Source organism: Parafrankia sp. EAN1pec (genome assembly GCF_000018005.1).
In the GTDB taxonomy this organism is placed as follows: domain Bacteria; phylum Actinomycetota; class Actinomycetes; order Frankiales; family Frankiaceae; genus Parafrankia; species Parafrankia soli.
On the sequence record NC_009921.1, the window covers coordinates 7,720,574 to 7,733,116 of the forward strand.

A 12,543-nucleotide genomic window follows, 5' to 3' on the forward strand; every position below is an offset into this window, starting at 1 on the left:
CCGCCACTAGAGGATTTCCTGTTCGCGCAGGTCGGAGATGTCGTCCCAGGTCAGTCCCAGCACGTTGATCAGGATCTCCTCGGTGTGCTCGCCGAACTCGGGCGCCTGGCGCTGGATGCGCGCCGGTGTTTCGGAGAGGGCGACCGGGAAACCGGGGACCCGGGTCTTTCCCATCGCGGGGTGGTCGAATGAGACGATGTAGTTGTTGGCGATCGCCTGGGGGTCGTTCACGATGTCGGCGGTGGTGTTCACCGCGGTGATCGGCATGTCGCCGGTGGCGAGCAGCCGGCGCAGCCAGATGTCCCGGGGTTCGGCCGCGAAGATCTCGTCGAGGAGGGCGACACAGGCGCGGGCGTTCTGGCAGCGGCTGATGTGGTCGGTGAACCTGGGGTCGCCGGCGAGCGGCTCGGGGTTGCCGAGCGCGTCGAGGAGGTTCGCCCAGTGCGGGTCGGACTGGACCATGGCCATGGCGATCAGCTTGCCGTCCGAGCACTGGTAGTAGTTCCACAGCGGGTTGCCCGGATTCTCCCGTGAGGGTGGCTCGTCGCCCAGGTGCTTGCGGAACGTCGAGGTGGCGACACGTCCGTCCTGGGTCATGAGCTCGAGGGCGAGCGCCAGGCCGCGCAGGGCGAGCATGCTGCCGAACAGGGAGGTGTCGACCCGCTGGCCCACCCCGTGGCGTTCCCGCGCGAGGAGGGCGGCGAGCACGCCGTAGGCGAGCATGATGGCGCCCATCTGGTCGGCGAGGCCGCTGTCGGCGACGTTGACCTGGTCGGAGCCGGGTCTGAGCATCAGGCCGGAGCGGGCCTGGCCAAGCAGGTCGTAGGCGCGGGCGGTCCGCTCGGGGCCGTGGGGCCCGTAGGCGCTGCCGGCGCCGTAGACGAGCATCGGGTTGTCGGCGCGCAGCGTTTCGTAGTCCAGTCCCAGTTTCTCCGCGACGGTGGGCCGGAAATTCTGGATGAACACGTCGGAACGGGCAACCAGCTGGCGTACCAGCGCCACCCCCTCGGGTCGTTTCAGGTCGACGGCGAGGCTGCGCTTGTTGCGGTTGTTGACCTCGAAGTACGGAGAGGTGCCGGTGTCGGGGAAGGCGTACTGGGCCCGGCCAGAATCGCCACCGAGCCGCTCCTCGATCTTGATGACGTCCGCGCCGAGATCGCCGAGCATGGCGCCGGCCACCGGGCCGTGCTGCCAGATCGTCCAGTCGATGACGCGTATGCCTGTCAGCGGCCCGTCCGGCTTGCTCATGCCCGGCTCCAGATGCCCTGACGGCGGTACTCGTCGGCTATCTTGCGCATCGTGGGCAGGTAGGTGGAAGCGAGCCGCATCGCGTGCTTGGGGTTGCCCGGGTCGATCTTCGAGTGGACCTTCGCGGGAGCACCCACCGCGAAGCAGTACTCGGGGATCTCCACCTGCTCCAGCACGACGGACCCGGCGGCGATGGCACAGTGGGCACCTACCCGCGACAGCGGCATCAGCGCCGCCGTGTTCCCGATCATGCAGTCGTGGCCGACGAAGGCCTCGATCGTGCAGTTGTGCCCGATCATCACGTTGTCCTCGATGTGCGTGCTGGTGTGCAGCACCGAGTTCTCCTCGATGTGGACGTTGTTGCCGATCCTGATCGGGGTGGTGTCCGACCGGATGACCACACCGGGCCAGATCGAGCACTCCTCGCCGATCTCGACGTCGCCGATGAGGGTGACGTTGTCGGCAACGAGCGCGGACGCCGCCACCTTCGGGCTCTTTCCGTTGAACGGTATGATGATCACTGGAGCTCCTCTGTCGAGGCCGAAGTTCGAAATCCCCGGATCGGGGCGACGCAAGTACCCGGGAGCGCCACGGAAAGCGACACCTTCCCGCGCTCTCTTGCCGTCGCCGGATGGCGGAAGGAAGCCGAAAAAGGGGCCGGGGTCAAGGCGGCCGATGTGGAGCCTGGGCCGATCTTGTATTTCAGCCCTGCTACCTGCAAACTTTCCAGCTATGACACTAGTGCAACAGCTAGGAGGGGGTCAAGGTCGAGGGCGTCGGCAGGCGCCACGCCACCCGAGGGCGGGGCGTCCGCGGTCGCTGGGCGACCGCCATCACCCGCTGGGTCAAGGGGCTAGAATCCTGATGCGTGCCGGAAACACCGACCCGCGAGCGCGATCCGAACGCGAAGCGCGTGCGCATCGCCGACGAGGCCCTCCGCCTGTTCCAAGCACAGGGATATACAGAGACGACGATCGACCAGATCGCTTCGGCAGCACGCGTCGGCCGCCGCACCGTCTTCCATCATTTCCCGACGAAAGAGGCCGTTCTCTTCGACCACCTCGTCGTGCGGCGCGAAACCGCGACCCAACGCCTGCGCGAAAGACCGGCCGATGAAGCGCCCCTGACGAGCCTGCACCTCCTGCTCCGGGAACTCGCCGAGCAGGGTTACGAACGGCGGCTGGTCGAGCAGATCCGCGCCGTGGTCGCGACAGAGCCACAGCTCGCGGCGGAGCAGTTCTCGACGGGCAGCAGGGCGTTCGAGACGAGTCTGGCCGCGGTCCTGGAGAGCAGATGTGGCGACACCATCCCGGCACTCGAAATCCGCGCTCTCACAAAAATGGCGCTCGGCTGGTTCAGCACAGCCGCCCACATCTACTTCACCGAGGAACGGCCGTCCCTGCTGGAATGCTTCGACGACGTCGTCGCGATCTGCGCGCAGGCGAGCGCGCGGGATCTCCGCTGACCGCGGGCTCGCCCTACGGCGGGCATGGCGTTCGCGCCGTCTCGCTCCGGCCTCAGCCCGAAAGACTCCCTTTCAGGGGCCGGCCAGGCTGGGAGCGAGAGTGAGGAGCTCGACGGCGAGCTGCTCGTCGCCCTCCATCCTCGTGGCCACCGCGTCCACCGTCACGCGATCGCCGGCCAGCAGACAGAACGGAACGATCCCCGCGGTCACAGCGCCCGCGGTCACGGCACCCGCGGTCAGCGGGCCCGACGCCGGGCCGGTCGTGCGCGCCAGATCCGCGGCGGGGCCAGGTTCCACCAGGCCGGCGCCGTTCTCCCGCTCGTGCACACCGGAGGGGTCCAGCGACCAGGTACCGCCGCCCGGCCCGGTCAACGTCACGGTGAGCGCGGCCGGCCCGGCCGTCTCCACGGCCGCCGTCCACGGGTCGGCCAGCAGGCGCAGCGCGAGATCAGCCATGGTGTGCAGTTCGTCCCCGCCCGGATCCGGTACGGCCAGACCCGCGGCCGCAGCGATGTCCCGGGTGTGGATCCACGTCTCGAACGCCCGGGCGGTCAGGTGGTCCGCCGGGGTGGTCGTCCAGCCGCCCGCCGTCACAGCTGACGGCCCCGAGGCCCGGGTCGCGTCGGCCACGGCCGCGCACACCAACCCCGCGCGTTCGAACCAGCGCAGCCGAACCTGCTCGACCGACCACTCCCGGGTGGCCGCCAGGACGGCCTCGGTGCGCGACACCGGATCCTCGTCCGGCCGTCCCAGGTCGCCGGGCGCGTCGCTGCCGGTGCCGGCGTCGCTGCCGGCGCCATCGAGGGCGGCCAGCAACAGGCCGTCGACGGCGTACAGGTGCAGCACGAGCTCACGCACCGACCAGCCGGCCGCGGCCGGGCGCCCCCAGTGCGCCGGGGCGAGCTCGGCCAGCAGCCTGTCGAGCGCGGCAGCCCGGCTCCCGTGGGTCGGGGTCCGCGGTCCGCGCGGCCGGGCGGGGCCAGCCTGTGCCGCTGCTGTCAGGCCCGCGACGACCGTGCCGGGCGCGGCGGGCCGGGCGGCGAGCGCCGCGGCGAGGACGGCGTCGAGCGACCCGGGTCGGCCGGGTGTGAGGTCCATGTCGACGTCGGCGGCTGGCGCGTCAGGGGGCCCGGCGACGGACCAGGCCGGCGGCGGGACGGTGAGGGCGAGCTGTGCCGCGTCGACGGAACAGCTCACGCACCGGCCGAGGTGGGTCTCGATGGCGCCCGCCGCGGCGGCCGTGCACTCACCCACCACGTACGCGTCCAGCAGCGCCGTCACACAGTGTTCCGGTGTGGGCACGACCGTCGGGTCGACCGTCACGGGGCGGCTCCCAGGCGGGTGAGGGCCAGCGCGAGGGCTGACAGGGCCGCTCGCATGCGCGACTTTGCCGTCCCCTCCGGGATGGCGAGCCGAATGGCCACCTCACGGTAGGTCAACTCCCTGTAGTACGCCAACTCCACCACCTCGCGCAGCTTCACGGGTAACGCGGCGACGGCGGCCCGCACGGCGTCGGCGTCCTCCCGCGCGAGGAAGTCGCGGTCGGCCGCCGGGCCGTCCGACTGCTCGGCGAGGGCCCGCGCGACCAGGTCGGTAGGGCGCCGGGCGATCTCCCGGCGGACCCAGTCGACGGCGCGCCGATGGGCGAGTACCGCGAGCCAGGTGCGCAGCTCCCCGCGGTCCGGGTCGAACCGGAGCGGATGCTGCCAGAACGCGACCAGCACCTCCTGGAGGACGTCCCGGGCCGCGTCGGCGTCACCGGTCACCCGCGTGGCGACGGCAAGCAGGTAGCGGGCGTACCTCTCGTGGACGACGGCGAGCGCGGTGGGATTCCCGGCGACCAGATGGCCGTGCAGCTCGACGACCTCTCGCCGCGAAAGCGGCTGCCGGGCCGCAGCCGGCGTGCGGGCAGGTGTAGGTGCGCCGCCGCCGGTGCCGGCCGCTGACGGCCGGCGCGTCACGGGTGCCGCACCGTCCTGTCCGTGCACGATAGGCATTCTGCCACGAACACTGCGCCTCCTGGTAGGTGTCCGTGCACGCACCGGCACCGGCACCGGTGTCAGGTGAGCGGCATTATCCGAACGACCCGGATGGACGTGTTGGAAGTGCCGGCGGCGGGGAAGGCGACGCTGCCGTCGGGGTAGGCCTTGGCCTCGACGTAGGTGTGGTCCGGCACGGCGATCGTGAACTGGCCGCCCACGGTGCCGCCACTGGTGGTGTCGTACGCCTGGGCGGCGGTCGAGGTTCCGGACTTCCAGGTCAGGAGCATCCTGCCGGCGCCGTAGCCGACCAGGTGCGAGTGCTGGGTCCGGTCGGCGGTGAGGACCGTCCGGTCGGACGCGCCCGTGGAGAAGTGCTCCAGCCGTACCTGGTTGCCGTTGCTCCACGCGGTCCAGTAGCCCGGGGTGCCGGCCAGCACGATGTTGCCGCCGAACAGGGTTCCGTCACAGACCCCGGGCACGACGGTCTGGCCGGTGCCGGGGCGGGCGATGCGGCAGTTGTTGTCCGTGGCGCAGACCATCGCGAAGTGGCCGGTGCGGGCGTCCCAGATGATGTGGGAGTCCCAGGCGTGGCTGCAGCCCCAGTCGAAGCTGTCGTGCCCGGAGACCAGGGCGCCGGTGGCGGCGTTGACCACCTGCATCCGGTCACCCTCGTGGATGTCGACGCAGCCGCCGTTGGCCACGGTGATCGCCGCCTCGAAGTAGGCGGCGTAGTTGGTGCCGTCGTAGGCCAGGGTGCCGTGGTGGTTGTACCACCAGACGAACAGAGCCCCGGGGTCGTAGCCGCCGCGGCTGCTGCTCAGGTTGGTGACCTGACGCTCCCACAGCTGTCTGCCGGTGTTGTCGAGGCGGACCATCCACATGGTCCTGGTCGGGCTGGACGTCCCGCCGCACAGCGTCCCGCTGCCCTGCGGGCCGGGACGGGTCAGCAGGACCACGACACCGTCCGCATCGGCCTTGACGTCCTGCAGGTCGACCGCGTCGAGGGATGTGGGAGTACCGACCAGCTGGTCTCCGCAGTCCAGTTTGCCGAGGCGCACCTTGGAGTCGGTGCCCAGCCAGGCCAGCCAGGATCCCCCGCCCGGCGCGGCGGCGATCGCGGTCGGCAACGGGTCCGTGTCGCCCTGCGGCGCGAAGCTGACCACCGGCGACCCAAGGCCGACCTCGGTGATCCTCGTCGCCGGTGAGGCTCCCGACGTCCGCCCGCAGTCACCGGACGTCGGTCCGGACGGGGTCGTGGTCCGCGAAGGCGTCGGGGTGCCCACCGGGGTGCCGGTCGGCGACGACGGCACGGCCGGCCGGACCGACGGCGAGGCGGTCGGAGTGCCTGCCGGAGTGCCGGACGGCGACGAGGGCGCGGTCGGGGGGATGGACGGCGAGGCGGTCGGGACGGAGCCGCCTCCGCCGCCCGGGCTGACCGGTACGCAGCCGGCGAACGTGGCGGCGGCCACCGCCACCAGCGCCGCGCTCCGGACTGCTCGTTTCAAGGACATGTGACCTCTCCGTCGAATCGGGCCCCTCCCCATGGAAAGTCGTTCCGCGACTGTCCATGGTTGCCGATTCGCCGGAATTTTTCCCTCTAGTGCATCCGTTGCGTCCGGTTGCGCGATTCATGGGCGCGCTGCCGGAGCCCGGCTCCACCGCCCGACAGGCACCAGCCGGCCGGATTATCCATCCAGGCATATCGGAAGGTGTTTGAAAGCCATGGCCCGCCGAGAGACATCAAGGAATTCAATACATAGATGCCGCTCTTTCGGTTGTGCGGTAGAAACTGATATCGACACGCATGCGTTGCATTGGGGAGCGCCATTTTTTAGGAAGGAGTCGACCGCGTGTCACGGAAGGGGATATCCAACGAGGCTCGCTGTTCGGGGATCCTCGAGATCGTCGAGTCCGTCTTCGTCGAAAAAGGGTACGAGAGTTATGGACCAGCTCGACCAGGACCCACCGTGGGTGAGGCTCAGCGAGCAGGGCGTCGATGAGGGCGCGTTCGATCCCGCCATCGACAGGGAGGTCGCCACCAACAGCATCGTCTCCCTCATGTACTCCGCCATCAGATGGAACCTGCCGCAGGGCCAGCGGTCATTCCGCGAGGTGGGCGAGTTCTACAAGGTGTTCCTCCTGAAGGGACTCTCCCCCGGGGCCTTTCCTGCGCGTGCCGCGGCGACAGACGGAGACCCGGCCATCACCACGGACGGCCGGGACCAGCTCAGCCAACCTCGACGACGACCTTGACCGCGCCCGACTCGCGGTCGCCCGCCACCCGGAAGGCCTCGGCCGCGTCCTCGAGCGGGAAGCGATGGGTGATGAGCGAGTCCGGGATCTCAGGGCGCGCCGCGAGCATCTCGGCGGCCTGAAGCATCTCCCGCCGGCCGGCGTGCCCGCAGTACCCCATCGACGCGACCAGCGTGACCTCCTTGGTCAACAACGACGAGTACGGCACGTCGATACCGCCCTGATGGACGCCCAGGAGCGAGACGGTGCCGCCTGGCTTCACCAGCTCGACGCTGCGCCGCAGGGAGCTGGGTGACCCCGCGGCCTCGATCACCACGTCGTAGCGCTCGCCCGCCCTGGGCTCCCCGACGCCCATCCGCTCGCGGATCGCGTGCTGGTGGGGGTAGCGGGCTTCCATGACGACCTCGGCAGCGCCCTGGGTCTGGGCCGCGACGGCCGCCAGCTGGCCGATCGAACCGCCGCCGACGACGGCAACGGTCCGGCCCGGCGCGGTCCCGCCGACGCGGGCGCCGTGCCAGGCGACCGCGGCGGGCTCGGCCAGCGAGGCGTTCGAGACGTCAAGCCCGGCCGGTATCTCGAGGACCTTGTGGGTCGGCACCCGGAACTGCTCCACCATGCCGCCGTTCTACATGATGCCGAGAGCCTTCCTCGTGGACTGGTCGCAGAGGTTGTTCCGGCCCTCCCGGCAGAAGTCGCACCTCCCGCACCCGAACTGCCCCTCCACCAGGACGGGCGTCCCGTCCGCCTTCCGCCCGGCGAGCTCGTGGCCGAGGATGAACCGGGTACCGAGCCGCAGGTAGTTGAGGTCCGAGGCGCAGATCCCGGCCACGGCCATGTTCAGCAGCTCGCCCTCGTCCCAGCCGGGCGGCTCGGCGACGTCGATGACCACCGGGCGTCCCTCACGTCCCCGAACCGCCTTCATCGCCGTCCTCTCGTCCGTGGTGCGTTGTGATTCTGCTCCACTTCCAGCTCCGCGGTCGCCTCGGTCACTGTCCGGAAAGCAGGAACGACCCGCTGTCGAACGAGGCGTGCACACCGCCGTCGATCAGGACGTCGGTCCCGTTGACGAAGCTGACCTCGTCCGAGAGCAGGAACGCCACCACCGCGGCCACCTCCTCCGGCCGGCCTCGTGCCTGACCAAGCGGATGACGCCGAGCTTCGCCCAGGCGTAGGCGAGGCCGGGGTTCTCGATGCCAGGCCCGAGGGCGTCGCGGATACGCTCGAAGAAATCGGCCTCGAGGGCGGCGTCAAGGGCCGCGTCGGCCGCCGGGTCGGACGCGGCGATACCGATCCACGGAATCAGCGAGGCGAAATGCACGAACACCGTTCGGCGGGTGGCGTGCAGGCTCAGTACCCGGTTGAGCTGGGCGCAGGCCACGAGGTTGACCTCGAGCACCCGCTTCCAGCCTCCCATCATCGGCGAGATCCCCGCCGCGGACACGACCGCCCGGAGCTCCCCGGACTCGGCCACGTGCGCGGCCAGGCGCTCCAGCCCGTCGACATCGGTGACGTCGAGCGGGAAGGGATCGACGACGCTTCGCCCGCGGCCCGCGAGCTCGGTGACCGCGGCCTTCACGTTCTGCCCGTCGAGATCGACGAGTAGAAGTAAGTCGACCGTGTCGACCATGCGCTCGGCACACGCCAGGCCGATGCCACGGCCGGCTCCCGTCACAATTCCTACGGTTCTCATTTCTACCGCTTCCTCGTCACCGGTGATGTCGGGCTGAGCTCAGGGCCCGGCAGCGGGGCGATCGCCGTCGGGGCGCGCCGACCGGCTTCTTGTCGAACTCCGTCTGGCCCAGGCGCAGCGCCGCCGGCGAGGCGATCCAGTTCATGGGCGACGCGGTGATGGCGCCGGCGAACCTCAGCACGGGCTTGGACAGCGTTATCTTGAGCGTGAGATCATCCACGACGTCGGTCGCGGAGACCAGGCCGGCCTCCGCCCGGGTTGACGCCCCGGTAGCCGGATCCTTGATGCGGTTCCAGTTGAATTTCACCGCCTCAGAATTCAGCGGAGTGCCGTCAGAGGAAACCAGGCCAGACCGTAGTTTCAGCTCGAAGGTGGTCCCGTTGTCGGGGATGTCGAGCGACTCGGCCATGGAGTACTGGACCGCACCGGAATTGTCGTCGTTTAATAAGGTCCCATATAAGGCGTTACCCAGTACGGCGCTGACCGCGTAGGCGTTGCGAGGGTCTGCCGCTTCGGTCTCGGTCTGCGGCGTCGGCATCGGGAAGCGGAAGAGCTCCGAACCGGTCCGCCACGCCAGCCGCTCGGTGAAGTCGGGGTCGAAGCCGGCGGTGGCCCGCGTGAACTGGGCGGCCGTGTCGGGCCAGACCGACTCGATGTGGGGGTAGTCGTCCTCCATCATCCAGGCGGTGATGCCCAGCTCCTTCTCCAGATCCCGGGCGACGTCGAGCTCCTGGGTGCTGAAGGTGAACGTCCGTTGGACCAGGTCGAGCGGCGACAGGTCCGGGTCGGGCCAGCCCGCGCTGGTCAGCGGCGAGTGGCCGACGTTGAAGTCCAGCCGCTGGATGAAGTGCGGGAGCCAGGAGCCGCCGGACTCCGCGACCAGGATGCGCAGGTTCGAGAAACGCACGGGCAGGCCGCCCCAGATGCAGCCGGCCATGAACTCCATGACTCCCGCCTGGTAGAGAGTCAGGTGCAGACCGTAGGGATAGGAGTCGTTCCCGACCCGCTTCGGGAACGCGGAATGCCCCTCGGTGTGGTGGACCAGGACGGTCTGGGTTTCCTCTCAGGCCCGCAGAAACGGATCCCAGTGGCCGCTGCCGAGCCAGGGCTGACCGAGATCGGTGGGGTTCCGGAACGAGACCCCCCGAAATCCTCGCTCCGCGTTCCGGTACACCTCGGCCGCCGCCACACTCGGATCCAGGTACCAGGTGCAGCCGACCGGGACGAATCGACTGGGGCAGGCACCCACCCAGTCCTCGTGATACCAGTCGTTCCAGGCCCGCATCGCGGCGAGCCCCACCTCCGGGTCCTTCCCCTTGGCGAAGAGGTCGCCGGCGAAGCCCATCCCGGCGGGATACGACGTACACGCGACGACGGTGACGCCGTCGGCATCCATGTCCTTGATCCGCTCGGCGGCGTCGTAGCAACCGGGCCGCAGGTCCTCGATGCGGCTCAGCTTGTTGAAGTCGGCGACGTCCGTGCGCCAGGCCGGTTCGTCGCGGGCGCCGCCCAGGCAGCAGGTCCGGTGCAGGGCACCGATGCCCTCGCCGAACATCCAGATCTCACCGCCGTTGTCGAGCGTGACGACGCGGGGCACCGCGTCGGCCCACTTCGACGGCACCCGACCGGTGAAGATGTCGGGCGGTTCGATCACGTGGGCGTTGACGGAGAACAGCGGAAGCATGATCAGCCCTTCTTGCGTAACCGGGCACCGCGCGAACCTGCCGCCGGCGAGCCCGCGACAAGGACGCTCGTGGCCGCGCCCTGCTCCACACTCCGCCACGGCCACTTCGCCTCCAGCGCCCTGCGCATCTCCTCGGGCAGGACCGCGTTCATGTGCCGCTGGATGCCGGTCTGGATCCCGCCGGGTGCAGGGCGTTCACCGCGATGCCGTCCTTCGCCCAGCGCTTGGCGCCCTCGACCGCGAAGAGGATGTTCGCCGTCTTCGACTGTGCGTAGGCTCGGTGCCCGCTGTAGTCGCGGCGCTCGAAGCGGATGTCGTCGAAGTCCACCGGCGCGTTGGCGTGTACATGGCCGTCGGAGCTCACCGAGACGACGCGGGAGCTCCCCGCCGCCGCCAGGGCGTCGCGCAGGCCCAGCGCGAGGGCGAAGTGGCCGAGATGGCTGGTGGCGAAGTGCTGCTCCCACCCCTCCGGGGTCCGCTGGAGCTGAGGCAGCGCCATGACCCCGCCGTTGTTCACGAGGATGTGGAGCGGGCCGTTCCAGGCCTCGACGAGCCCGGTCACCGACGCCCGGTCGGCCAGGTCGAGCTTCGATACGAAGATCGCCTTGTTCCCCGTGCCGGCGATTATGTCGTCCGCCACGCGGCCACCGGCCTCGGTGTTGCGGACCGCCAGCGTGACCTCGGCGCCGGCGTCCGCCAACGCGCGGGCCGTCTCGACACCGATCCCGGACGACGCCCCGGTCACGATGGCGCGGCGGCCTTCGAGATCCACTCCCTGGAGCACCTCGGCGGCCGTCGTCTCTCGACCGAACTGCATCGAACGATGGCCGCTCAAATGCTTGCGACCAGCACGTTCGAGTACCAGAGGCTGCACCGCCGAAATTTCCCAGTGGGCCGCGGATTCCGCGGCTTCAACGCAGGCGGATGCGCGGGCGCCCGACGCGGCGACCACCGCGGATATCGGGAGTGCAACAGTTGCCGGGTTCCTCAGCTCGGCGGTAAGCCGGCCATGCCCTGACCAGGGACTACGGCCGCGGTTCCACCCCATTGCCCCGCTTTGAGGCTTCTTCACCCGCTGTGGGAGCATCTCGCTCGTTGTGAGCTTCCTTCAGCGTGGCTGAAGTTCAGGGGGTTGGGTTGGCTCTCGCGGCGGTGCGTGACCTCCGGGAGCTGCGTGCGCCGGCGAGCGAGGAGGAGCTTGCCGGCTTCGAGCTGGAGGTGCTGTCGGGGTTCGTGCTCGCGCGGGCGTCGGCGGGGCTGACCGACAGCACGATCCGCAATGACACCAACCACCTGGAGCTGATCAGGACCTGGTTCGCGCGGCCGCTGTGGGAGATGCAGCCGGCCGACGCCGACCGCTACTTCGGCAAGGTGCTGCGCGACGCCAAGCCGTCGACCCGGACGGGTCGGGCGGCGGCGCTGGCGGTGTACTTCGAGTTCCTGGAGCTCCGCCACAAGGTCGAGATCTACAACCTGACCGGGCGGGTGGCCGAGTGCCCGCTCGACGAGGTGAACCGTCCCCGGGCCTTCGTCGACCCGCAGCTGCGGATACCGCCGACCGAGGCCGAGATCGAGCAGCTGTTCGCCGGGTGGCGTCAGGAGCTCGCGACCTGCCGCAAGTTCGCCCCGGCCGCCCGCAACTACGCCGCGGCGCGGCTGGCGGCCGACGTCGGGTTACGGATCAACGAGATCCGGATGCTTGACCTCGACGACGTCCGCTGGGAGCTGGGCCGGTTCGGCAAACTCAACGTCCGTCACGGCAAGGGATCTCGGCGAAAGGGTCCGAAGGCGCGGATCGTGCCGATGATCAATGGTGCGGATCGGAACGTGCGGTGGTTCATCGAGGACGTCTGGGGTCACTTCGACGGCGACCACACCCGGCTGGGCGCCCCGCTGTTCCCGTCCGAGCGCAAGAACCGGGACGGCTCGTGCGGCCGGGCGAGCGCCGACGTGTTCCGTCGCTCGTTGGCGGAGGCCGCCGCCGAGCATCTGCCGGCCTGGGCGGGACGGCTGACGCCGCACGTGTTGCGGCACTACTGCGCCTCCGAGCTCTACCGGGCCGGCATGAACCTGTTCGCGATCCAAGAATTGCTCGGTCACTCGTGGACCGGGACGACGGCCAGGTATGTCCACGTCCACAGCACCCATGTCGAGGACGCCTGGGTCGCCGGCCAGCAGCGGGTCGCCGAGCGGTGGAAGGGGCTTGCTCCGTGACCGTCAC

Annotated in this window: 12 protein-coding genes and 3 pseudogenes; 4 read left to right on the forward strand and 11 right to left on the reverse strand. The window is 69.8% G+C overall.

Features of this window, described 5'->3' with window-relative positions:
* Positions 1-6: 6 nt before the first annotated feature.
* Both FRANEAN1_RS31645 and FRANEAN1_RS31650 read right to left on the reverse strand, forming a co-directional pair.
* On the reverse strand, positions 7-1,248 hold the full coding sequence (locus FRANEAN1_RS31645) for a CoA transferase (protein WP_020463770.1): 1,242 nt from the start codon (positions 1,246-1,248) through the stop codon (positions 7-9).
* Positions 1,245-1,769, reverse strand: a complete 525-nt coding sequence (locus tag FRANEAN1_RS31650) for a gamma carbonic anhydrase family protein (protein ID WP_020463771.1) — start codon at positions 1,767-1,769, stop codon at positions 1,245-1,247. Before FRANEAN1_RS31650 ends, FRANEAN1_RS31645 begins: the two co-directional genes overlap by 4 nt.
* Positions 1,770-2,116: 347 nt before the next feature.
* Between FRANEAN1_RS31650 and FRANEAN1_RS31655 the strand changes: the two genes are divergently transcribed.
* On the forward strand, positions 2,117-2,713 hold the full coding sequence (locus FRANEAN1_RS31655) for a TetR/AcrR family transcriptional regulator (RefSeq protein ID WP_020463772.1): 597 nt from the start codon (positions 2,117-2,119) through the stop codon (positions 2,711-2,713).
* Positions 2,714-2,785: 72 nt separating this feature from the next.
* Here the strand turns inward: FRANEAN1_RS31655 and FRANEAN1_RS31660 are convergent, their stop codons facing one another.
* The 3 genes from FRANEAN1_RS31660 to FRANEAN1_RS31670 all read right to left on the reverse strand — a co-directional run bounded on the left by FRANEAN1_RS31660 (position 2,786) and on the right by FRANEAN1_RS31670 (position 5,858).
* Positions 2,786-4,015 (reverse strand): maleylpyruvate isomerase N-terminal domain-containing protein, encoded by a 1,230-nt coding sequence (locus FRANEAN1_RS31660; RefSeq protein WP_347176827.1) that lies wholly within the window; start codon positions 4,013-4,015, stop codon positions 2,786-2,788.
* A gap of 17 nt (positions 4,016-4,032) precedes the next feature.
* A complete protein-coding gene (locus FRANEAN1_RS31665) occupies positions 4,033-4,710 on the reverse strand; it encodes a sigma-70 family RNA polymerase sigma factor (RefSeq protein ID WP_020463774.1) in 678 nt (225 codons plus the stop codon).
* Between the two features lie 62 nt (positions 4,711-4,772).
* Positions 4,773-5,858, reverse strand: a complete 1,086-nt coding sequence (locus tag FRANEAN1_RS31670; RefSeq protein WP_347176828.1) for a hypothetical protein — start codon at positions 5,856-5,858, stop codon at positions 4,773-4,775.
* Between the two features lie 22 nt (positions 5,859-5,880).
* Here FRANEAN1_RS31670 and FRANEAN1_RS44275 point away from each other — a divergent pair, with 22 nt between their 5' ends.
* Both FRANEAN1_RS44275 and FRANEAN1_RS31675 read left to right on the forward strand, forming a co-directional pair.
* A complete protein-coding gene (locus FRANEAN1_RS44275) occupies positions 5,881-6,210 on the forward strand; it encodes a hypothetical protein (protein ID WP_347176829.1) in 330 nt (109 codons plus the stop codon).
* Between the two features lie 426 nt (positions 6,211-6,636).
* Positions 6,637-6,948 carry a hypothetical protein gene (locus FRANEAN1_RS31675; protein ID WP_041254996.1) on the forward strand — a complete coding sequence of 104 codons (312 nt, stop codon included), beginning with the start codon at positions 6,637-6,639 and terminating at the stop codon, positions 6,946-6,948.
* On the opposite strand, the pseudogene FRANEAN1_RS31680 reads toward FRANEAN1_RS31675, so the two are convergent.
* From FRANEAN1_RS31680 to FRANEAN1_RS31700, 6 genes and pseudogenes are all read right to left on the reverse strand, one after another.
* A pseudogene (locus FRANEAN1_RS31680) lies at positions 6,923-7,870 on the reverse strand (alcohol dehydrogenase catalytic domain-containing protein). The gene FRANEAN1_RS31675 and the pseudogene FRANEAN1_RS31680 sit on opposite strands and share 26 nt — an antisense overlap.
* 64 nt (positions 7,871-7,934) lie before the next feature.
* A complete protein-coding gene (locus FRANEAN1_RS44280) occupies positions 7,935-8,060 on the reverse strand; it encodes a hypothetical protein (RefSeq protein WP_347176830.1) in 126 nt (41 codons plus the stop codon).
* Positions 8,061-8,284: 224 nt separating this feature from the next.
* A pseudogene (locus FRANEAN1_RS44285) lies at positions 8,285-8,638 on the reverse strand (SDR family NAD(P)-dependent oxidoreductase); the annotation flags it as partial.
* 16 nt (positions 8,639-8,654) lie between these two features.
* Complete coding sequence (locus tag FRANEAN1_RS44290) at positions 8,655-9,584, reverse strand: ABC transporter substrate-binding protein (protein WP_041254997.1); 930 nt, start codon at positions 9,582-9,584, stop codon at positions 8,655-8,657.
* Between the two features lie 117 nt (positions 9,585-9,701).
* Positions 9,702-10,322: an amidohydrolase family protein gene (locus FRANEAN1_RS31695; protein WP_020463781.1), complete on the reverse strand. Its 621-nt coding sequence runs from the start codon at positions 10,320-10,322 to the stop codon at positions 9,702-9,704.
* A 44-nt stretch (positions 10,323-10,366) separates the two neighbouring features.
* Positions 10,367-11,139 (reverse strand): annotated as a pseudogene (locus tag FRANEAN1_RS31700) (SDR family NAD(P)-dependent oxidoreductase); the annotation flags it as partial.
* Positions 11,140-11,459: 320 nt separating this feature from the next.
* Between FRANEAN1_RS31700 and FRANEAN1_RS31705 the strand changes: the two are divergent.
* Entirely contained in the window at positions 11,460-12,536 is a 1,077-nt protein-coding gene (locus FRANEAN1_RS31705) for a tyrosine-type recombinase/integrase (RefSeq protein ID WP_020463783.1), read from the forward strand.
* Positions 12,537-12,543: the final 7 nt, after the last annotated feature.